Here is a 21661-nt window from a genome sequence, read left to right as displayed (position 1 = left end):
CAATCTAATGGCAGATCAAGAGGTTCCCGTTGAGCAGGGATTTACACCAGTCAGTAATGCCGTGGAGGATGACGGAGTAATGAAAGTGCATTTTGCCGGTTTTTGGATGAGGTTTTGGGCCTATTTAGCCGACCTATTGGTTATCGGAAGTTTGAACAGGATTTTGATTCATCCCATCTTCAAGTTTTATGAAGGGACAGATGATCTCTGGTTTTCCGCAGAGGGATTTTTAACGGGGGTCGTATTCTTCTTATACTTTGTTTTGATGACCAAATTCTTGAACCAAACTCTTGGTAAAATGATTTTTGGACTGAAAGTCGTTGCATTGAAGGAAGAGAAAAGAAACATTTCATGGGGCACGATTTTGTTCAGGGAGCTGATTGGCCGTTATATTTCAAAGATCACTTGGATCGGCTATCTCTTGGCAGGCCTATTACCGAAGAAACAGGCTTTGCATGATATCTTTGCAGACACGGGCGTTGTGTTGATCAGAAGATGATTTCTTCCAGTCATAAATCTGTAAGAGCGTGATTTTCGCTTTTACAGGTTTATTTTTTTTTGCATAAGCCAATAATGATAGGCTGAAGGGGTGTGGGTGCATGAAGTGGCTTTTGTTGATTATAGGTATCCTCATTTTGGTGTTGCTAATAGTTGTTTTCACAAAAGTAAGAGTGTCCATCGACTACAAACGTGTCCAAACGAATGACCTAATACATATTAAATTATCAGCTTGGTATGGGCTTTTTCACTATACAATCAAGGTTCCGGTCATCAAAATGGAAGATGACTCGACAACTGTAGTAGTAAACAAAGAGCAAGAAATGAACGGAAAAACAAAAAAGGAAGAAAAGAAAAAAATTACAGCCGAAGATATGCGTGACGGATTCGCAGACATTCTGGAGATGCTTCAGCATATAATCGGTTTCCATAAGATCGTCCGTCACTTCGCTGGGAAAGTCCAAGTCAAAAAATTCACTTGGCATAGTAAGGTCGGTACTAAAAACGCTGCACACACCGGTGTTTTAACTGGAGCATGCTGGGCACTCAAAGGTTCCATCATCGGTTTGCTGACAACCTATTTCAACTTCCGGATCATGCCCTCCTATTCCATTACACCCGACTTTCAGAGATGGCAGGCAAACACGTCGATTTCCTGCATATTACAATTTAGAATCGGGCAGGCTATGGTGACTGGAATAAAACTGCTTCGTTATTGGAAAGGCGGGAAGCCGCATTTCAAGTCGAGTAAATTAGCGAAGCTATCAGGTGATTCCAATAAACAATCGTTCTAGAGTGGAGGGAATTTAAATGTCAGATCATCCGATCCAAGGTTTAATGAAAGAAGCAATGGAAAATCTGAAAGAAATGGTCGATGTGAACACGATCATCGGAGATCCGGTGGAAACTCCGGATGGAAGTGTCATTTTAACCGTATCCAAAGTGGGATTTGGTTTTGCAGCCGGTGGCAGTGAATTTGTGATGGATGGAAACCATCAAGGACAGCAAGGTGGTTCCAAGCAGCCTTTTGGCGGCGGTAGCGGCGGCGGGGTTTCCATAACACCAATTGCCTTTTTGATTGTCGGTTCCCATGGGGTGAAAATGATCCATCTGGATGAAGGGACGCATCTTCTCGAAAAAATGATGGATTTAGCTCCTCAAGTCGTCGATAAGATTCAGTCCATGCTATCCAAGAAAGACAATAATCAAAAGCAGGGCAGTAATCAAAACCAAGGCGGCAGTCAACCAGCTGCAAAAAGGTACCAAGAACCTAAAATGGATATAGATTTCTAACTGCGACTCGGCATCCGCCGAGTTTTTATTTTTGCTGCAGTATATCATTACACATTCAAAAGCTTGGAAGTCATGTACAAGCGCCAATCACATTTCCCAATTCAATTAATTGCAAAATTCCGGCAAAACAAATATTATTATGCTTGTACATATAGCAGAAAAAGGAGGAATTTTTAATGGCTTCAGTTACATTTAAAAACAACCCGATCACTTTAGTGGGACCAGAACTAAAAGTTGGGGACAAAGCACCTGATTTTACAGTATTGGCTAATGACTTATCACCGGTTACTTTAAACGACTCCAAAGGTTCTGTCCGCATTATCAGCGTGGTGCCATCTGTGGATACAGGTGTTTGTGACGCACAGACACGTAAATTCAATGAAGAAGCGGCAAAATTGGATAATGTAAAAGTACTTACGATAAGTAACGATCTTCCTTTCGCGCAAAAACGCTGGTGTGCTGCAAGCGGCTTGGACAATGTTCAAGTTCTTTCCGATCACCGTGACCTTTCATTCGGTGAAGCATATGGTGTCGTCATGCAAGAACTTCGTCTATTGGCTCGCTCTGTATTCGTAGTGAACAGCTCTGATGAAATCACTTATGTAGAATATGTAAGTGAAGGTACCAGCCATCCTAATTACGAAGGTGCAATCGAAGCGGCTAAAGCGGCAAAATAAGATGCAAATTTTAAAAAACCGGGCTCAATGTGCCCGGTTTTTTGTTTTAATGTTGATTTTCTTGTTGATAAACACCTTGTCGTTGAAGTGGACAGGTCCTTTTTAGGCTCTAATATTCATTTAAGTTGTGCTTATTATTAATTTCTGAGGTCGATCGATACAGTTCGTTTCTTTTGACGAGTTTCATTTATTATATGCTGGATCAGTTAAGGCTCGAAAGTCGGACCATTTTGTGGTAAAACAACCTTGCCAGACCACTCTTGACCATTAGGTGTTCCAACTTTTATGTCAATTTCATTAGGCCACGACGGCATTTGTCTTGGTCCTGGGAAAAACCCCTGTTGTTGCCCTGCTCGAAATCCTTCTCGATACCCTTGTCGATACCCTTGTCGAAATCCTTGTCGAAACCCTTGTTGAAACCCCTGTTGTTGCCTGTTTAATTCATCTGCTGACTGAATATCATGTTGCTGATTTATCGGATTAACCTGCCCATGATAGTTTTGATATTGATTATCCATATATAATCACCACCTCATGCATGGTATTCTGTTGGGGCATTCATTGAGCCTATCCAAGTAATAAAAAATACAGGGCAACAACACAATCCGTATTTGAGTTTTTAGACAAAAGAGTTTCTATCTGAATTTCAAAACAAAGTTGCTTGGAACGTAAGGTACGAGACTCCTGCGGGAAAAGCGCGTCCAGGGGAGACCCCGCAGTCGCAAGCCGAGGGCAGACCGCCCGCGGAAAGCGAGTGCCTGGAATGGAAATCAAGTCCACCAAAACATTTCATGGTTCGGGGTGTGACCATTCCTAGCCACTTTTTTAGACAAAAGAGTTTCTATCTGAATTTCAAAACAAAGTTGCTTGGAACGTAAGGTACGAGACTCCTGCGGGAAAAGCGTGTCTAGGGAGACCCCGCAGGCGCAAGCCGAGGAGGCTCCCCGACCGCCCGCGGAAAGCGAGTGCCTGAAGTGGAAATCAACGTCCGAATTTTACACCTTGTATTTAATAATTTCAAAGCAGAAAACAGTACGTTAAACAGACGAAGAATGATGAGCAGGACGTACGGCTTGTATCTCTTTCTTCTTACCATTAAAATAGGGACAGAAGCAAACAGGAGGAATTAATAAGTGAAGTCTACCCCAGTTGAACAATTATTTTATGAATTTGATGAAACAGCCCAAATATTGCAAAGTGAACTATCATGTACGTATCTGGATGCCCTGGGTGAAACGGGCGAGAATTTCTTCGAAGGGAAAGTCCTGCAGGAGGAAATCAGTGAAGTATCGAAAAAAAGGTTAGTGAAGCATTATGCTTCATTTTCACCAGGGAAATATGAAAAAGAAGCAATCCGAAAAGCGTACCAGCTTGCCATTTTAAAAGGCATGCAGCAGAGCGTTCAGCCGAATCATCATATGACTCCTGATGCAGTCGGCATGTTCGTCAGTTATTTAGTAGGTAAATTCACAAAGGATCAAAAAGAGATAGTCATGCTCGATCCAGCCATCGGAACGGGGAACTTACTATTTGCGATCTTGAATCAACTTACTGATAAAAACATCGCTTCATATGGTGTCGAGATTGATGAAACCTTGATCAGGCTTGCTTATGCAGGTGCCAACCTGCAAGAACACCCGCTGCAATTTTTCAACCAGGACAGCCTGGAGCCGCTTTTCATCGATCCTTCAGATGTTGTGGTCAGTGATTTGCCGATTGGTTATTATCCGAATGATGTGCGTGCAGCTGAATATGAATTGAAGGCCGATAAGGGACATTCGTATGCCCACCATTTGTTTATTGAACAAGGTGTTAAACACGCGAAGGAAGGCGGACATCTATTCTTCATTGTCCCGAATAACCTGTTCGTCTCGGAGGAAGCGCCGAAACTCAATGATTTCCTGAAGAAGCATACACATATTCAAGGGATGGTGCAATTGCCGCTTTCCATGTTTAAGAGTGAAGCGGCTGCGAAAAGCATCCTGATTCTTCAAAAGAAAAAAGAGGGTATCGAAGCACCGAAGAAGGCATTGCTCGTACAGCTTCCGAAGTTGTCGGATTTCGAAGCGACCAGGTCTGTCATGCAACAGATGGACGATTGGTTTAAAGAGGAAAAATAGTCAATGAAAGCTGATGCCCCGGGCATTGGCTTTCATTTTTTTATTTGAGAGTGATTATTTGCAATTGTTCATTAATATTTGGTTGAACCTGCTTGTCATGATAAGATTGTTCAATACACTGCACGTTTCGTTGAGATAACATTGGAAGAACTAGCTTAGAGAAAAGGAGCAGGATGGATGTCAAAAATCATGGCTATTAATGCGGGCAGCTCTTCATTGAAGTTTCAGCTTTTTGAGATGCCTTGTGAAAAAGTAATTACAAAAGGTCTTGTAGAAAGAATCGGCTTGAAAAATTCCGCATTTACTTTAAGCGTCGAAGGCGACAAGGTTTCTGAAACGCTTGATATACCCAATCATGAAGTGGCTGTAGGGCTTTTATTGGAAAAGCTGATTGACCATCGCATCATTGACTCCTTTGAAGAGATAGATGGCGTAGGGCATCGGGTGGTGCATGGCGGTGAGGTATTCAGCGAATCGGTCTTGATTACGGAGGACGTAATAGAGGAAATCGAAAAGCTTTCCGAGTTGGCGCCCCTTCATAATCCCGCCAATATCACCGGGATCAAAGCCTTCAGGCAAGCACTGGATGATGTGCCAGCGGTTGCGGTATTCGACACTGCCTTCCATCAAACGATGGCAGAAGGTTCCTATTTGTACAGCTTGCCTCTTGAATATTATGAAAAATACGGAATAAGAAAGTATGGGTTTCATGGTACTTCACATAAATATGTATCACAGCGTGCTGCCGTAATGATTGGCCGCCCAATTGAACAGCTTCGATTGATATCGTGCCATTTAGGGAATGGTGCAAGCATCACGGCCATAAAGGGCGGCAAATCAATTGATACATCAATGGGATTTACACCATTGGCCGGTGTTACTATGGGAACGCGTTCAGGGAACATCGACCCTGCATTGATTCCTTATATCATGGAGAAGACGGGTAAAACAGTAGATGAAGTTCTGGATGTCCTGAATAAGAAAAGCGGCCTGCTGGCCCTTTCCGGTTTTTCCAGCGACCTGCGCGATATTCAAGTTGAAGCGGATGAAGGCAATGAGCGGGCTGAACTCGCACTTAAAGTATTCGCAGACCGAATTCACAAGTACATTGGCTCCTATTCAGCTAAAATGGGAGGTGTGGATGGCATCATTTTTACAGCGGGCATCGGTGAAAACAGTCAAACCATTAGGGGCCGAATCTTGGAGGGACTTGAATTCATGGGAGTTTATTGGGATAAGGATCTCAATCGCACCTCGGGTAAGGAAGCGTTCATCAATGCACCCTATTCCCCTGTAAAAGTCATGGTCATCCCCACTAATGAAGAAATCATGATTGTCAGGGATACGATGAAGATAGCCTTGAGCGAAACTTGGAAAACATGACTTCCTGTTTTTTTATAATGATCCCTTATTCCACTGGTAAGGGGTCTTTCCCATGAAATTCCCTCCTCAAAGTCCGACTCCTCATGGAGTTTATGTCCATGCAGCCCATCCCCATTCACACTGGATTCCTATCATCCGTTCTCTGAAAAGCTTCCCTCTATGGTATACTTAAGGGAGAATCCACCAATTCTGTACATAGGAGGCTTGATGCATGGAATTCACGAACCGGGAAATGAAAATTTGGAATGAAATTAGTGAATGGCAGGAAAAACTTTATCAATATGAGCCCACGGACCTTGCTGCACTGTATGATAAATGGTTGGAGCAGGGGTTTGCCCTGCTTCCTGAAAACGTCCAACAACAGTTTTTTGAAAAGCTGGATACCTGGCTTTTTCATTTACATGCCATGGTTCAGAGCTCACAAGTTCAAATAGATGCAAGAGAGCGGATTTTAGCATCTGCGCGCGTGTTTAATGAAGAAATCGAAACGTTGAGTGATTTGAATCACTTATCGATCGATCAGTTGAATTACATAGCCAATCAGCATATCGCTAAGCATCGCTTATATTCATTTGCACAGGGCGGGATGAGCGGATCAGGAGGCCTCCTTCTGCTAGGGAGCGATATTCCAGCCATGACGGTCATCAATGTCAGGATCGTACAGCTAATTGCGATGTCTTATGGTGTTGAGGTGAATACGCCGTTTGAAATGATGTTGGCCCTTAAGGTATTCAATGCAGGAGCGATGCCAAAGAGGCTCCAAGGAATAGCGTGGGAAGAATTGATCCGCGAGGTCCAGACCGCAGAAGATGACTATTTTTATTTAGGAATTGAAGAACTGACAAACCCTACCTGGATGGAACAGCCTCTGAAGCAGCTGTTGAAAGCATTATCCATTACTGTTTTTCGAAAAAAATTGGTTCGTGGCATACCGTTCATCAGTATGGCCATCGGGGCTGGATCCAATTATCAAATGACCCGGAGTGTCAGTGAATTTGCCCAGAAGTTCTATCAATATCGTTATTTACTGGATAAGAAGGCTGATGAAGAATGAGTGTCAAGAATCATAAAAAAGCCATCACGGAGGCAGTTCGCTGCATGGTGATAACCGTCAGTGATACACGTAATGAAGAAAGCGATAAAAGCGGAGCACTGATGATGGATTTGCTGAATTCGAATGGTCATGAAGTGAATGAATATGTAATCGTTAAAGATGAGCGGGAAGCGATTCAGGATGCGGTCACTTCTGGTAGCAAAAGCAGCAAGGTCGATGTCATATTAACAAATGGGGGCACTGGCATCGCCAATAGGGATGTAACGATCGAGGCGGTCAAAGAGTTGATGACCAAGGAAATTCCCGGTTTTGGCGAGATTTTTCGAATGCTTAGTTATCAAGAGGATATCGGGTCTGCCGCCATTTTATCCAGGGCGATTGCCGGAGTCGTGAACAATAAAGCCGTTTTTTCCACCCCAGGCTCATCAGGGGCGGTTCGGCTTGCGATGAATAAATTGATTCTTCCGGAATTGGGACATGTCGTTGGTGAACTTCGCAAGGATTTATAAGAGGATGCAAAAAAAGCCACAGTTTTAAACTGTGGCTTTTTTTTGCATGGAATAGGCCTTAATTATGCATCTTTTCACTTACGACTTGATTGGCACGATACCATAGCCATAAATCATTGATGATGGAAGCAAGTTCCGCAATTTCGGAATTGAGCTGGCATGATTTAGCGAAATTACTCTCATCGGAGAGCCGAAACTGCTTTCGGTTAATGGTGGATTCAAGTTCCTTGATGCGGTCCGGGATGCTTCCCCGGATATTCTCCCAGTGTACGAGTATTTGCTGTTGCTCGCCTTTTGTATATTCATCCCACTCCAGATTCAAATCGGGAATTGAGATGCCAAGCCGTTCATCAAAGGTAAATAGTTCTTTCATATGCCCTCCGCTTTTCGATTTATCATACTCCTAGTTTACTATATTCCCGCGGAAGCATCCAATGTGTAAATTCACTAAAATTATTAGCGGATTATTTAGCAAAATCTTTAAAATACCCCTTGTATTCCTTTAATAAAGATGATAAAGTACTAATCATAGATTGAATAAAAATAACAAACGATGAATTTTTATTCACATGAAAGGACGATGGAAATGGAAAATCAAAAAGTTGTTTTAGCATATTCCGGAGGTTTGGATACTTCCGTTGCAATTAAATGGTTACAAGATCAAGGATACGAAGTTGTGGCATGCTGTTTGGATGTCGGTGAAGGAAAAGATTTGGACTTCATTAAAGAAAAAGCGATCACTGTTGGTGCGGTAAGTTCCTATGTCATTGATGCGAAGGACGAATTCGCTGATGAATTCGCATTGATGGCTCTTCAGGCACATACTTTGTATGAAGGGAAATATCCATTGGTATCAGCTTTATCACGTCCGCTGATCGCAAAGAAATTAGTGGAAGTGGCTGAAGCGGAAAACGCGGTAGCTGTTGCGCACGGTTGTACGGGCAAAGGAAATGACCAAGTGCGTTTCGAAGTATCCATCTCCGCCTTGAACCCTAATTTGCAAGTTCTTGCACCTGTTCGTGACTGGAAATGGTCTCGTGAAGAGGAGATTGAATATGCAGCGAAAAATGGCATTCCCGTTCCGATTGGCATGGCGAGTCCGTTCTCGATTGACCAAAACCTTTGGGGAAGAAGTAACGAGTGTGGAATCCTGGAAGATCCTTGGGCTGCTCCGCCCGAAGAAGCATATGATTTGACTACAAGCCTTGAATGTACGCCAGATACTGCCGATATCATTGAAATTGGTTTTGAACAGGGTGTGCCGGTTACATTGAATGATAAAAACTATAAACTGGCTGACCTGATTGTCGAGTTGAATCAAATTGCCGGCAAACACGGAGTTGGGCGTATCGATCACGTTGAAAATAGATTAGTAGGAATCAAATCACGTGAAGTCTATGAAGCTCCCGGTGCGATGACATTGATAGCTGCACATAAAGAACTTGAAGATATCACGCTTGTAAAAGAATTGGCTCACTTCAAGCCAGTGATTGAGAAGAAAATGACTGAATTGATTTATGAAGGACTTTGGTTCTCTCCGCTTCAAAAGGCTTTGGCTGCATTCCTGAAAGAAACACAAGTGAATGTAACGGGTACGGTCCGTGTCAAACTATTCAAAGGTCATGCGATTGTTGAAGGAAGAAAATCCGAGTACTCCCTATATGACGAAAAATTGGCTACCTATACAAAAGCGGATGAATTCGATCATGATGCAGCAGTTGGATTCATTAAGTTATGGGGTCTTCCAACGAAAGTGAACAGCATGGTCAATAACAAGAAGGTGACAGTGTGAGCAGCAAGCTTTGGGGAGGAAGATTCACGAAATCTGCCGAAGAATGGGTAGATGAGTTTGGAGCTTCCATTTCCTTTGACCAGGAACTTGTCCTTGAAGATATTCAAGGCAGTTTAGCTCATGTAACCATGTTAAAGCAATGCAGCATTTTACCTGAGGAAGATGCGGATCAGATCATTGCAGGTCTGAAAAGTTTACAGGAAAAGGCTGAGAAGGGTGAATTGACTTTTAAGGTTGAGATGGAAGATATCCATCTTAACCTGGAAAGTATGCTAATAAGCGAAATCGGTCCAGTTGGCGGAAAGCTTCATACAGGAAGAAGCCGTAATGACCAAGTTGCAACCGACCTTCATCTATATATGCGGAACCAAACGAAAGTGATCCTGGAACTCATCAATGATTTGCAAGTAGCGATTTTGGGACAATCCAAGAAAAATGTGGAAACGTTAATTCCAGGTTATACACATTTACAGCGTGCACAGCCCATTTCATTTGCGCATCACTTAATGGCTTATTTTTGGATGCTTGAGCGTGATAAGCAGCGCTTCACCGAGAGTTTCAAAAGGATCAATATTTCTCCATTGGGTGCTGGGGCATTAGCTGGGACGACTTTCCCGATTGACCGTGCCCTCAGTGCGGAGCTATTGGGGTTTGAGGGGATTTACGAAAACAGCCTTGATGCGGTAAGTGATCGTGATTTTGCGATTGAATTCATGAGTAACAGTGCAACAATGATGATGCATTTATCCCGTTTCAGCGAAGAAATCATTCTCTGGTCAAGCCAGGAATTCCAATTCATTGAATTGGATGATGCGTTTTCCACGGGAAGCAGCATTATGCCGCAAAAGAAAAATCCTGATATGGCGGAATTGATCCGTGGTAAAACAGGACGGGTTTATGGGAACCTAACGGGGTTATTGACTGTTTTGAAAGGACTGCCGCTTGCTTATAACAAAGATATGCAAGAAGATAAAGAAGGCGTTTTTGATACGGTTAAGACCATTGTTGGTTCACTTAAAATATTTGCCGGCATGATTTCAACGATGAAAGTGAAAACGGACGTAATGGAAAAAGCAACAAAAAATGACTTCTCGAATGCGACGGAATTAGCTGATTACCTAGCTTCAAAGGGAATGCCTTTCCGTAAGGCGCACGAAGTGGTCGGGAAGCTTGTATTGTTCTGTGTCCAGAATGGCTGCTATTTAGTGGACCTAAGCATTGAACAATTCCAGGAAGCTTCCGATTTGTTTGAACATGATATTTATGATGCATTAAATCCTTATGAAGCCGTTAAACGCCGTAACAGTGCGGGCGGTACAGGTTTTGCCCAAGTCTTGCTGGCGATTGAAAAAGCGGAAAAACTGGTAAGTGAATAACAAGGAAAAGCTCGTTCACCAATTTGGCGAACGAGCTTTTTATCATTTTCTCTTATTAATTCGCACGCACGACCATAACATCACAGTTTGAATGGCGAACGATGCCTTCCGACACGCTGCCGATAAGGAAACGTTCGACTGCATTAAGGCCCGTTGCACCGCAAACAATTAAATCGATCGAATGCTTTTTCGCTAAATCCCTTGGAATTTGAACTTTAGGAGAACCATATGCAACTTCTGTTTGGACCTTTGTAATCCCAGAAGCAATGGCTTCCGTTTTATACTTGTCCAATAACTCATTGGCAAAGGTTTCAGAGTGATCACGGATAGTCATATCATAAGCTTCGACAGTAGGGAAATTCCTTGTATCCACGATGTGTGTGAGCACAAGGGTAGCGTCACTGAGTTTTGCTAAGTAGATTGCCTTTTTTAGAGCCCACTCTGCTTCTTCCGAGCCGTCCACTGCAACAAGAATATTTTTATAATCTATACTATTCAAGTGAATCTCCTCCTTCTATTTAAATCCTATTATACTATGATTTACCTAATGGATCTGATTTCAATTGTAACAAATTAGCGAATGTTTATGCCAATAATCTGGAAATTGAAAAATGGAACAATATGTTTCCAACTCTTATGATGTAAGGCAGGAACCCATTTGTTTATTTATGGTAATCTTTAATGTGAAAGGGGAGTTTTTTCTTTGAGTGTTTCAAAAATAGTAAACTATGCATTATATTCATTCGTGCTTTTGTATGCTTTGATCTATTTCATTTATATTTTTTTCATCAATGCTGCACATGCTTCTATCAGTTTAATGAGTATATCAGCACTGCTGCTTCCATTTATTCTATTACTATTTTTTCAATGGATTTCATGGAAATATACCGACCGGCATAATAAAAGGAAACTCAAAATTAGATTTATAGTCATTACATGCCTTGGCTTTGCCCTTCTATTTTTTTGTGTGGTTCTGTTGGGGGTGTATGAATATGAATCAAGCTTCACCGCTGAAAGATGGCTAAATGATGATGAAGGAAGAGTATACCTGGTAGAAGATTTAATGAATGAACACGAATTGATAGGCATGACAAAAGAAGAAGTGTTTACGCTTTTAGGGTCTCCAACAGAAACGGAATATTTTAAAGAGGAAGATAATGTTGTTTATTATCTCGGTGCCGAAAGGGGAATCATAAGAATTGATAGTGAATGGCTGGTCATTTGGTTTGACGGCAGTGATAAAGCAATGAAGTATGAACTGCGGACCGATTAGTTGAAATGTTGAATAAATACCCCCGTCTTAAATGAAGGCGGGGGTATCCGGTTTTTGTTATATTAATTGGTTAATGCATTATCATTTTATGATTTGCAGGCTCTTCGGGAATTTGGTCAAAACCTCACAGCCAGTATCCGTGATCAATAGATCATCTTCAATCCTTACGCCTGCAACATTTGGAACATATATGCCAGGTTCGATGGTATAAACCATTCCGGATTGAAGCTCGAGGGAATTCGTTTCAGTCAAGGATGGATACTCATGGACGCTGATCCCAAGCCCGTGGCCGAGTCTGTGCGGGAAGAATTCACCGTATCCCTTTTTGCTGATGATGTTTCTGGCCGTCAGGTCTATCTCGGAACAGGATACACCAGGTTTACTGGCTCTAACGGCAGCTTCTTGTGCTTTAAGTACAGTTTCATATATTTCTGCCTGTTTATCATTGATATCTCCGTAAGCGACCGTTCTAGTGATGTCAGAGCAGTACCCTTCATGAACGACGCCAAGGTCAAAGAGGACGAGGTCGCCGCGCTGAACCTTCGTATTCCCAGGTGTGCCATGTGGGGAAGCGCCATTTTTACCAGTCAGGACCATGGTGGAGAAAGACATTTGGCTGACTCCGGCTTTTTTCAATTCGTATTCTATCGCTGCAAGGATTTCCATTTCCGTTTTACCTTCATGAATTTCGCTGACACCCACTTCAATCGCAAAGTCGGCAAGACGGCATGCTTCACGGATTTTGACCATTTCATCTTCCGACTTGATCATTCGCATCCTTTGAAGTTTTTCTTCTGCGGAAACGAGCTTTGGGGCTCCGAAGTGTTGTTGGACCTTTTCATAACGTTCTACATTCATATGCTCTTTTTCAATAGCCATTTTATTAATGGATAACCCGCGATTCTCCACTGCTTGCTTAACTTTTTCCCATGGATCTTCAATGTCGGTGTAACCGATGATATCTCCAGCCCATCCAGCCTGTTTAGCATCCGGAACTTCCATCTTCGGGCAGACAAGGAATGGGTCGGCATTTGCAAAAATGGCAAGTGCCAGCAGTCTTTCGTGAGGATCACTAAAAAAACCGCTCAAATAGAAGATGCTCTCTGTAGATGTAAGTAAAGCGGCTTCAGTCTCATTGGCCTGTAGCCAATTTTGTAGTTCTGTCAAACGTTCATTCATGACGATACCTCCATTAATAAGATATAATTACCATAGCAATATTTAAAAGTATAGTAAATGGGAAAGGCCTAAGAAAGCTACTTAAAAAAATTAGTGGGTATGGGAAGGGAGCATCAAAAATGAAAGTATCTTTTCATGGACATGCAGTTGTAAAAGTCGAAACGAATGGTAAAACGATTTTAATCGATCCATTCATTACTGGAAACGAATTGACCGATTTGAAGGTAGAAGATGTGAAACCGGATGTGATCATCTTAACACATGGCCATAATGACCACGTCGGTGATACGGTTGAATTGGCCAAAAGGCATGATGCACTTGTCATCGGCATTGCAGAGATGGCCGACTACCTGGGTGCTCAAGGAGTTCGAACACACGGGATGAGCATCGGCGGAGCTTTCGAGTTCGACTTTGGAAAGGTGAAACTGACGCCAGCATTCCATGGAACGGGATTCAATAACGGGGATGGGCAAATCATTTATTTGGGAATGCCTGCTGGCATATTGCTTACGATAGAAGGGAAAACGATCTATCATGCAGGGGATACAGCGGTATTTTCCGATATGAAGCTGATCGGGGAGCGACATCCGATTGACTTGGCATTCCTGCCAATCGGCGACAATTACACCATGGGCCCGGAAGATGCCGCACTTGCAGCGAAATTCCTTCAATCCAAACAAGTCGTGCCGATTCATTACAATACTTTCCCTGTCATCAAACAGGATCCTAACAAATTCATTGATTTGCTTGAAGAGGGAAATGGACTGATCATGGAAGCCGGAGATGAAATCGAATTATAAAAGAAGCGGGAGCCTGCAGGGCTTCCGTTTTTTTATGTGTACGTGTGGGGATGACCAGCCGAAATGACGGGTTTTCCCAGCAACATTGCCTTTCATGCAGGGTCATTACAGCAATCGGAAAGTAAAGTCTCGTTTTGCAGCCAAGTCTTTTTTCCTTTCACAGGCATAAAATGAATAGATGAAAAAAAGGGGGGATTGGATGAAACAGAGGTTATTACTGTGTTTGCTACTATGCGGTGTGATGCTGTATTATGCCGTGCCGCGTTTATCGTTGGAAAGTGGTGGTCTGGAGGGTCTGTTCGCTGGATCTTGGCTGTTGTTTGCATTGTTGGCGGTAGCTGGAAACTTGACGGGCATACTATATTCTCCTAAGAAACAAAAGGTAAAACGACAGCCTGAATATAAAAGGTTGCGCCAATACTAGTAGTTGTTTGATAAACTAGGCTCTTTGACCTTATAATGGGGAATAGGAATACCGTGAAAAGGGTGAAGCGCTTGGCTACAAAGCATGAACAAATATTAAAACATATCGATGGGCTCCCTGTTGGCGAAAAGATTTCCGTCCGTCAAATAGCGAAAGCATTGAATGTTAGTGAAGGTACGGCATACCGGGCAATTAAAGAGGCGGAGAACCAGGGCTACGTGAGCTCGATTGAGCGGGTTGGCACGATTCGCATTGAGAAAAAGAAAAAAGAGAATATTGAAAAGCTCACTTTTGCAGAGGTAGTCAATATTGTTGACGGACAAGTTCTGGGTGGGAAAACGGGACTTCATAAGACATTAAATAAATTCGTCATCGGGGCGATGAAGCTGGATGCCATGATGAGATATACGGGTGCAGGAAACCTGCTGATCGTCGGGAACCGTACACAGGCCCACGAGCACGCGTTAAAAGCGGGTGCAGCGGTGCTGATCACCGGGGGATTCGATACGGAAGAGCCCGTTAAAAGGTTAGCCGATGAATTGGAGATGCCAGTCATCTCAACAAGTTACGATACGTTTACCGTCGCAACGATGATCAATCGGGCAATCTATGACCAATTGATCAAAAAGGAAATCTTGCTGGTGGAGGATATTTTGACACCCGTACAGGAGACGACCTTTTTAACGGTGGGTGACCGGGTTCAGACTTGGCATGAACTGAATCAGGAATCCGGGCATAGCCGTTTCCCTGTTGTCGATGACAATATGAAGGTTCAAGGAATGGTCACATCAAAAGATATCATCGGACAGGAAGAGCTGACGCTCATTGATAAGGTGATGACGAAAAACCCGATGACCGTAGGCGATAAAATGAGTGTGGCATCTTCTGCACATATGATGGTTTGGGAAGGGATTGAGTTAATCCCGGTCGTGAATGACAGTCATATCCTCAAGGGTATCGTGAGCAGGCAGGATGTCCTGAAGGCACTGCAAATGAGCCAAAGGCAGCCTCAGGTCGGCGAAACGATCGACGATACGATCACCAGCCAGCTTGTGATGACTTCGAATCGGGGCAAGGGCGAGGAAGTGTATAACTATGGAGTCACTCCGCAGATGACCAATTACCTTGGAACCATTTCAAGCGGTGTGTTCACGACATTGGTCACCGACTCAGCAAATCGTGCACTTCGAAGCTATAAGCGCGGTGACTTGGTCGTGGAAAACATGACGATTTATTTCATCAAGCCAGTCCAGATCGACAGTACGCTTGAAATCCATCCTCGTGTACTCGATGTAGGACGTAAATTCGGAAAAGTGGATGTTGAAGTGTTTAACCAAGGCAAACTTGTCGGCAAGGCGATGTTGACTTGCCAATTGCTCGACCGATCATGAAAAATAAAAAGGATAATCGAATTTCGATTATCCTTTTTGATTTGCAGCTTCTTCGATTGCATGCGGCAAATAAAATTTATACATTTTATAGCCGCCCCAAATACTGAATAGGCCAACGAAGATGAAAACGGCAGCAATGATATAAGTGATGGTCGTGTGGAATAGAAAAAGCTGATTGACTCCGAATAGTGCGACAAACGCACCTAGGGCAATGGAAGATTTCCCTGAAATCCACTTTTTCTCCATCGGCATTCTGGTTCGGACCGATTTGATTTTATAAAACAGATAGACCCCTAATGAAAGAACGATCAAGGTGACAAGAATAGGCATCGTTTGAAATTCCCCCAATTTAACATATGTACCTTTTTATTGTAGCGGGAAATGAAAGAGAATGCCACAGTAAACAAGATGAGTCTTCCTATTTCCGCAATTTTTTGATTAAATGAAATATATCATCTTTATTAGGCTCGATAATACATATGTTAAGGGGAGATCTATATGAAAGCTGAAATATTAGCAGATATAAAGCGTTATGACACTATCATTCTTCATCGTCATGTCCGTCCAGATCCGGACGCTTATGGTTCACAGGGGGGATTGGCGGAAATCCTGAAAGCATCTTTCCCCGAAAAGCGAATTTTTACGGTCGGGAAAGAAGAACCGTCATTGAATTACTTAAGAAGGCTTGATGTGATTTCGGATGAAACATATCAAGGTGCTCTGGTAATCGTTTGTGATACCGCAAATACGGACCGGATTTGTGATGCACGGTACACAACGGGGGATAAACTGATTAAAATCGATCATCATCCCAATGAAGATCCATATGGCGATATGCGCTGGGTCGATACATCGGCAAGTTCGACAAGTGAAATGATTTATGAGTTTTACCAGTTCGGGAAAGAGGAAGGCTTGAAGATGAGTGATGAAGCGGCACGCCTTCTATATGCAGGCATTGTTGGCGATACAGGTCGTTTCCTATTCCAAAGTACGACTGAAAAGACATTTGCCTATGCCAGTGAGTTGATTCACTACTCGTTCTCCCGCCCTCAGTTATATCAGGAAATGTATGACGTCGAGGAAAGCATAGTCCGGTTGAATGGCTATGTGCTGCAGCATTTTGAAATCCTTCCCTATGGCACAGGGAAAATGATCATCACAAAAGATATACTTGAAAAATTCCATGCTTCCACATCTGAGGCATCTCAGCTCGTTTCCTCACTCGGTTCTATTAAAAATGTTAAGTCTTGGGTCTTCTTCATTGAAGAGGATAAAGAAATCAGAGTCCGTTTCCGTTCTAAAGGACCAATCATCAATACGATTGCCCGGAAATATAACGGCGGAGGCCACCCGCTTGCAGCAGGGGCTTCGATTCATTCTTGGGATGAAGTGGATAATATCCTTGCCGACATGGAAGAGTTGAATAAAGCGTAATGAAAAAACTTAAAGACCAAATCGCATATGATTTGGTCTTTAAGTTTGGTAGAAATCAATTAAGCCAACATCTAAGAAGTAGTCCTTTTTAGTTTGATTTCAATATTCATTTTCGTATAAAACATGATCTCGACGACTTCAAGTTGATAGCGCTTTTTATTGATGGTCACGATCTTATTTTCTATCGATTTTTTCAAAAGCACCTTTCCTTCATAAACACTGGCGACATCTTTGGCGAGAAGAGAGGAAAGGTCGTCCTCAATCACATCCTCCGCTTCTGCAATACTGAGCCGATCCAGACTGTATTTTTCATTCGTGATGGTTACTTCCACTTCCTGAATCGTCAGGATTTCCTCGTTTTTCTCATTCAATTTTTTATAATCCTGCTCCCAAATTGCGATTTCCCCGTTTAAATCCTTGATTTCTTCTCTTTGTTCGTGAAGGATCCGGATCTGCTTCTCCTGCTGAACACCATGCATATAAAAGAAAATAACCCAGCTGATCAATCCGCCAAGTGCGGCTCCGGCAAAAAAACGCTGCCAGGTGGGAGACCTGTGATAGGGAGGAATTCTCATGGTGAAATATGCTCTTGCGTGAACCAGTTTATGATCAGTGCTCCTGTCTGTGCCCCTCCAAGTGCAGATAGAATCAATAGGACCTGTTTGACTATATCCTTCGTTTCTCCGTGGAAAATACCGCGTTCAAAATTATAGACCATATCAAAAGTACCCCCGATCGCAGCGACAATGGCCCAAATACGAAGGCTGTCCGACAGCCGGAATACAGTCGTCATCGGGGCTTGTCCAGTAAAAAAAGCCGCGAGGCCCCCGATTATAGAGCCGCCAAGCAATACGCCAAGCGATATGAAAAAGCTGTTGAGAAAGGCTGGAACAAAGGCTTCATTCATATATCATCATCCTTTTTTGCTTGATATTCTTCTATTCCATTTATATGGGAAGTTCAGAGGTAATATGATAGTCGCAGGAAATCAGGAAGTTAAATTGCATTGGTAATGAGAACATATTTTCTTTTTTATGAAATAAACACTATAATGAAAAGAAACATGCCTTACAAAGGTGGGAGAAAAAACGTGTATACTCATCTCCATATTCAGAGCGGATACAGCCTGCTGACAAGTACGGTGAAGATCACTGAACTTGTGGCCAAAGCGAAAGCGGATGGCTGTACAAGTCTTGCCTTAACCGATCGAAATGTTATGTACGGTTCGGTCTATTTTTATAAAGAATGCAAGAGACAAGGTATAAAGCCGATCATCGGCATACTTGCGGATGTCCTTGATGAACGGGAATCGCCACATGGACTTCTTTTATTGGCAAAAAGTCTACAAGGATATCAAAACCTGCTTAAAATAAGCAGTGCCATAAAAACGAAATCCCCGTCAGGCATTCCGATGAATTGGCTAAAAGCCTATTCCAGGGGTTTGATTGCAATCACACCGGGTGCGGAGGGGCAAATAGAAACGCTATTGAGAGAAGAAAATCCTGAAGAAGCCAAACAGGCAGCAGGGAGATTTCTGCAAATTTTTGGTCATGATAATTTTTATATATCCATACAGAGACTTTCGATTGCGGATGAGGAAAAAGGTAACGAAGCCATAAGTCAGTTGGCGAGAGATTTAGAGATAAAGATTGTCGCGACGAATCCGGTCTATTATTTGAATGAAAGCGATGCACTCGCACAAGAAGTCCTGTTGGCAATTGGAAATGGCGACAAGCTGGCGGATGAGACGCATACGGTACTTGAATCAGATCAATTTTATTTGAAAAGCCGGGCTCAGATGGCAGAACTATTCCATGACAGACCGGATGCACTCGAAAATACACTACATATTGCCGCGCAATGCAATCTGGAAATCCCATTTAATCGTTCACTGCTGCCTAAGTACCCTACTGATGATGGAGTAACAGCCGAGGAAATGCTCGAAGCCATCTGTTTCCAAGGGCTGAAGAAAAGATTGCCGGAGCCATCCATCCAATATGAAGAGCGCCTACGATATGAGCTGGATGTCATCACAAAGATGAAATTCAGCGATTACTTTTTAATCGTCTGGGATTTCATGAAATTCGCTAAGGACCATCAAATCCTTACTGGTCCTGGAAGGGGCTCTGCCGCCGGGTCGATGGTAGCTTATGTCCTGTCGATAACGGATGTCGATCCTATCGAACATTCCTTGCTGTTCGAGCGTTTCCTGAATCCGGAACGTGTCTCGATGCCGGATATCGACATTGACTTTCCGGATAACCGCCGCGAAGAAGTGATTGCCTATGTCGCGAAGAAGTACGGGGAACTTCATGTAGCACAAATCATTACATTCGGAACTTTGGCTGCCAAGGCTGCGTTAAGGGACACAGGACGTGTTTTCGGCTTGAATTCAAAGGAACAGGAAGCGGTATCGAAAATGATTCCAGGCCGTCTGGGCATCACGCTTCCCGAGGCTTTCAAGGAATCGAAAAGGCTCAGGGAATTCGTTAATGAGAGTGACCTGAATCAAAAACTTTTTCAAACCGCGTTATTGCTTGAAGGTCTGCCTCGCCATGCTTCGACTCATGCTGCCGGCGTCGTCATCAGCGACCAGGCACTGACCGAGCATATTCCGATTCAGGGAGGGCATGACGGAATCCATCTGACTCAATATCCAATGGACCTTCTCGAAGAACTGGGACTTCTTAAAATGGATTTTCTTGGACTTCGCAACTTAACGCTCATCGATAATATTCTAAATAACATTAAAAAGGGAACGGGGAAAAAGCTCGACTTGTCCCATATCCCTATGGATGACCCCGAGACGCTAGCCCTTTTAGGGAGAGGAGAAACAACCGGGGTGTTTCAATTCGAATCGGATGGCATCCGAAAGGTTTTGATAAAGCTGAAACCGAACCGATTCGAGGATATCGTCGCGGTCAATGCCCTATATCGTCCAGGTCCGATGGAAAATATACGGCTGTTCATCGAGAGAAAACATGGACTGGCTCAGATTGATTACCTTCACGAGGATTTGAAGGATATCCTCGAGCCTACTTACGGGGTCATCGTATATCAAGAACAAATCATGCAAATTGCCTCCCGCTTAGCCGGGTTTTCACTAGGGGAGGCTGACCTGCTGCGCCGTGCCGTTTCCAAGAAGAAGAAGGATGTTCTGGATCAAGAGCGGCAGCATTTCGTGAGCGGCTCATTGAAACAAGGATATTCCGAAAAAACGGCAGATGAGATTTATTCCTTGATTGTCCGCTTCGCTAACTACGGATTCAACCGAAGCCATGCGGTGGCGTATAGTTTCATCGCTTATCAGCTTGGTTACTTGAAAACTCACCATCCGGAATATTTCATGGCAGCACTCTTGACATCGGTCGTCGGGAATGATGAAAAGATTTCGCAATATATCCGTGAAGCAAAAAAGAAAGGGATATCGGTTCTGCCTCCCTCGATTAACCGGAGCGGATACCCGTTTTTACCCGAAAAGGAAGGGATCCGTTATAGCCTTGGAGCCATAAAAGGGATAGGCGGTACGGTCCTTAAAGAAATATTTGCTGCGAGGAGGCAGAAGAAGTTCGCTGATTTATTCGATTTCTGTTTGCGCGTTTCAGGGAAAATCGTAAATAGGAAAGTGTTGGAGGCGCTTGTGCATTCAGGTGCATTTGATGAATTCGGTGAAGACCGGGCAACATTGTTGGCGAGCTTGGACGTAGCGATCAATCATACGGAATTGGTTAATCCGGATGATGACCTATTCGATATGTTTTCGGATGGTGAGTTTTCACTCAAACCGAAATACAACCGGGTCGATCCCATCCCTATCGAGCACAAACTCTCATTGGAAAAAAGCGCATTGGGCCTTTATCTATCGAATCATCCGGTGACAAGCTACAGAGAACTTTTTCAGCACTTCGGCTGCTTGACCATAGATGAAGCTACCGATAAAAAGGAATCAAAAGTCTTACTTGGCGCATACATTACGTCGGTTAAAACAATAAGGACAAAAAAGGGCGATGTGATGGCTTTCTTGAGCGTTAGTGATGAAGAGGGGGATATTGAAGCGGTCGTTTTTCCAAATGTTTATAAAAGCCACTCTGCTGAATTGAATCATGGACAACTCGTTATGCTGCAAGGAACATTGGAAGAGCGGGATGGAAAAATACAGCTCCTGATCAGGAACGTTTACCCGCTTGAAAAAGTGAAGCAGATGAAAGAGGAACAAAACGGAACGATATTCCTGAAAATTGAGGCCGGCAAGCAAACGAAGGATACACTGCAAAAAATAAAAAAAATTTTAATGCAGCATAGCGGTGAAACCAAGGTCATGCTTTTTTACGAGAGGGAAAACCGCTATGTACAGCTATCTTATTGGGATTGGGTCAATCCTTCAGATAGTCTGATGCAGGCATTATTTGACTTGGTTGGAAAAGGGAATGTGGTTTACAAGAAAGAATAACTGTTTTA

The 21661-nt window shown here is 43.1% G+C and carries 23 protein-coding genes; 16 read left to right on the top strand and 7 right to left on the bottom strand.

Annotated features, from left to right (window positions below; genetic code table 11):
- Positions 1-79 precede the first annotated feature (79 nt).
- The 4 genes from ACIROD_RS06790 to tpx all read left to right on the top strand — a co-directional run bounded on the left by ACIROD_RS06790 (position 80) and on the right by tpx (position 2468).
- Positions 80-499, top strand: a complete 420-nt coding sequence (locus ACIROD_RS06790; RefSeq protein ID WP_402940135.1) for an RDD family protein — start codon at positions 80-82, stop codon at positions 497-499.
- A gap of 100 nt (positions 500-599) precedes the next feature.
- Positions 600-1292: a DUF2953 domain-containing protein gene (locus tag ACIROD_RS06785; protein WP_402938914.1), complete on the top strand. Its 693-nt coding sequence runs from the start codon at positions 600-602 to the stop codon at positions 1290-1292.
- 16 nt (positions 1293-1308) lie between these two features.
- Complete coding sequence (gene ytfJ, locus ACIROD_RS06780) at positions 1309-1791, top strand: GerW family sporulation protein (RefSeq protein WP_137018154.1); 483 nt, start codon at positions 1309-1311, stop codon at positions 1789-1791.
- A 176-nt stretch (positions 1792-1967) separates the two neighbouring features.
- Complete coding sequence (tpx, locus tag ACIROD_RS06775; protein ID WP_101222931.1) at positions 1968-2468, top strand: thiol peroxidase; 501 nt, start codon at positions 1968-1970, stop codon at positions 2466-2468.
- A gap of 206 nt (positions 2469-2674) precedes the next feature.
- Here the strand turns inward: tpx and ACIROD_RS06770 are convergent, their stop codons facing one another.
- Positions 2675-2986, bottom strand: coding sequence for a hypothetical protein (locus tag ACIROD_RS06770; RefSeq protein ID WP_101222930.1), 312 nt, complete (start codon positions 2984-2986; stop codon positions 2675-2677).
- Between the two features lie 615 nt (positions 2987-3601).
- Here ACIROD_RS06770 and ACIROD_RS06765 point away from each other — a divergent pair.
- The 4 genes from ACIROD_RS06765 (at position 3602) to ACIROD_RS06750 (ending at position 7534) form a co-directional block, all read left to right on the top strand.
- Positions 3602-4588 carry a class I SAM-dependent methyltransferase gene (locus tag ACIROD_RS06765; protein WP_402938909.1) on the top strand — a complete coding sequence of 329 codons (987 nt, stop codon included), beginning with the start codon at positions 3602-3604 and terminating at the stop codon, positions 4586-4588.
- Positions 4589-4765: 177 nt separating this feature from the next.
- A complete protein-coding gene (locus ACIROD_RS06760) occupies positions 4766-5971 on the top strand; it encodes an acetate kinase (RefSeq protein WP_402938906.1) in 1206 nt (401 codons plus the stop codon).
- A 211-nt stretch (positions 5972-6182) separates the two neighbouring features.
- A complete protein-coding gene (locus ACIROD_RS06755; RefSeq protein ID WP_101222927.1) occupies positions 6183-7025 on the top strand; it encodes an EcsC family protein in 843 nt (280 codons plus the stop codon).
- On the top strand, positions 7022-7534 hold the full coding sequence (locus ACIROD_RS06750; RefSeq protein WP_402938903.1) for a MogA/MoaB family molybdenum cofactor biosynthesis protein: 513 nt from the start codon (positions 7022-7024) through the stop codon (positions 7532-7534). The genes ACIROD_RS06755 and ACIROD_RS06750 overlap by 4 nt, the downstream gene beginning before the upstream one ends.
- Before the next feature lie 58 nt (positions 7535-7592).
- Here ACIROD_RS06750 and ACIROD_RS06745 read toward each other — a convergent pair whose 3' ends face one another.
- Positions 7593-7907: a hypothetical protein gene (locus ACIROD_RS06745; protein ID WP_101222925.1), complete on the bottom strand. Its 315-nt coding sequence runs from the start codon at positions 7905-7907 to the stop codon at positions 7593-7595.
- A 213-nt stretch (positions 7908-8120) separates the two neighbouring features.
- Here ACIROD_RS06745 and ACIROD_RS06740 point away from each other — a divergent pair, with 213 nt between their 5' ends.
- On the top strand, positions 8121-9326 hold the full coding sequence (locus tag ACIROD_RS06740; RefSeq protein ID WP_402938900.1) for an argininosuccinate synthase: 1206 nt from the start codon (positions 8121-8123) through the stop codon (positions 9324-9326).
- Positions 9323-10702, top strand: coding sequence for an argininosuccinate lyase (argH, locus tag ACIROD_RS06735; RefSeq protein ID WP_101222923.1), 1380 nt, complete (start codon positions 9323-9325; stop codon positions 10700-10702). Before ACIROD_RS06740 ends, argH begins: the two co-directional genes overlap by 4 nt.
- 55 nt (positions 10703-10757) lie before the next feature.
- Here argH and ACIROD_RS06730 read toward each other — a convergent pair whose 3' ends face one another.
- Positions 10758-11192, bottom strand: coding sequence for a universal stress protein (locus ACIROD_RS06730; RefSeq protein WP_402940132.1), 435 nt, complete (start codon positions 11190-11192; stop codon positions 10758-10760).
- Between the two features lie 213 nt (positions 11193-11405).
- On the opposite strand from ACIROD_RS06730, the gene bamE reads away from it, so the two are divergent.
- Positions 11406-11975, top strand: a complete 570-nt coding sequence (gene bamE / locus ACIROD_RS06725; protein ID WP_101222922.1) for an outer membrane protein assembly factor BamE domain-containing protein — start codon at positions 11406-11408, stop codon at positions 11973-11975.
- An 81-nt stretch (positions 11976-12056) separates the two neighbouring features.
- On the opposite strand, the gene ACIROD_RS06720 is transcribed toward bamE, so the two are convergent.
- The gene (locus tag ACIROD_RS06720; protein WP_402938893.1) at positions 12057-13154 is read right to left on the bottom strand and encodes a M24 family metallopeptidase; all 1098 of its coding nucleotides are present in this window, start codon (positions 13152-13154) and stop codon (positions 12057-12059) included.
- Positions 13155-13273: 119 nt separating this feature from the next.
- Here ACIROD_RS06720 and ACIROD_RS06715 point away from each other — a divergent pair, with 119 nt between their 5' ends.
- From ACIROD_RS06715 to ACIROD_RS06705, 3 genes are all read left to right on the top strand, one after another.
- Positions 13274-13954 (top strand): metal-dependent hydrolase, encoded by a 681-nt coding sequence (locus ACIROD_RS06715; RefSeq protein ID WP_402938891.1) that lies wholly within the window; start codon positions 13274-13276, stop codon positions 13952-13954.
- A 199-nt stretch (positions 13955-14153) separates the two neighbouring features.
- Entirely contained in the window at positions 14154-14378 is a 225-nt protein-coding gene (locus tag ACIROD_RS06710) for a hypothetical protein (protein WP_034309145.1), read from the top strand.
- A 71-nt stretch (positions 14379-14449) separates the two neighbouring features.
- Positions 14450-15769, top strand: a complete 1320-nt coding sequence (locus tag ACIROD_RS06705; RefSeq protein WP_137018167.1) for a DRTGG domain-containing protein — start codon at positions 14450-14452, stop codon at positions 15767-15769.
- Positions 15770-15796: 27 nt separating this feature from the next.
- On the opposite strand, the gene ACIROD_RS06700 is transcribed toward ACIROD_RS06705, so the two are convergent.
- Positions 15797-16099 carry a YtpI family protein gene (locus tag ACIROD_RS06700; RefSeq protein WP_260358625.1) on the bottom strand — a complete coding sequence of 101 codons (303 nt, stop codon included), beginning with the start codon at positions 16097-16099 and terminating at the stop codon, positions 15797-15799.
- 168 nt (positions 16100-16267) lie between these two features.
- Between ACIROD_RS06700 and ACIROD_RS06695 the strand changes: the two genes are divergently transcribed.
- Entirely contained in the window at positions 16268-17203 is a 936-nt protein-coding gene (locus ACIROD_RS06695; protein ID WP_402938888.1) for a DHH family phosphoesterase, read from the top strand.
- A gap of 71 nt (positions 17204-17274) precedes the next feature.
- Here ACIROD_RS06695 and ytrI read toward each other — a convergent pair whose 3' ends face one another.
- On the bottom strand, positions 17275-17778 hold the full coding sequence (gene ytrI, locus ACIROD_RS06690) for a sporulation membrane protein YtrI (protein ID WP_402938886.1): 504 nt from the start codon (positions 17776-17778) through the stop codon (positions 17275-17277).
- A complete protein-coding gene (gene ytrH / locus ACIROD_RS06685; protein ID WP_034309135.1) occupies positions 17775-18110 on the bottom strand; it encodes a sporulation membrane protein YtrH in 336 nt (111 codons plus the stop codon). Before ytrH ends, ytrI begins: the two co-directional genes overlap by 4 nt.
- Before the next feature lie 183 nt (positions 18111-18293).
- Here ytrH and dnaE point away from each other — a divergent pair, with 183 nt between their 5' ends.
- On the top strand, positions 18294-21653 hold the full coding sequence (gene dnaE, locus ACIROD_RS06680; protein WP_402938884.1) for a DNA polymerase III subunit alpha: 3360 nt from the start codon (positions 18294-18296) through the stop codon (positions 21651-21653).
- Positions 21654-21661 lie beyond the last annotated feature (8 nt).

The organism is Peribacillus sp. NPDC101481, from assembly GCF_044767165.1.
Lineage (GTDB): Bacteria > Bacillota > Bacilli > Bacillales > DSM-1321 > Peribacillus.
The sequence above is the reverse complement of the archived record's forward strand: the minus strand, read 5'-3'. Positions and strand labels throughout refer to the sequence as shown.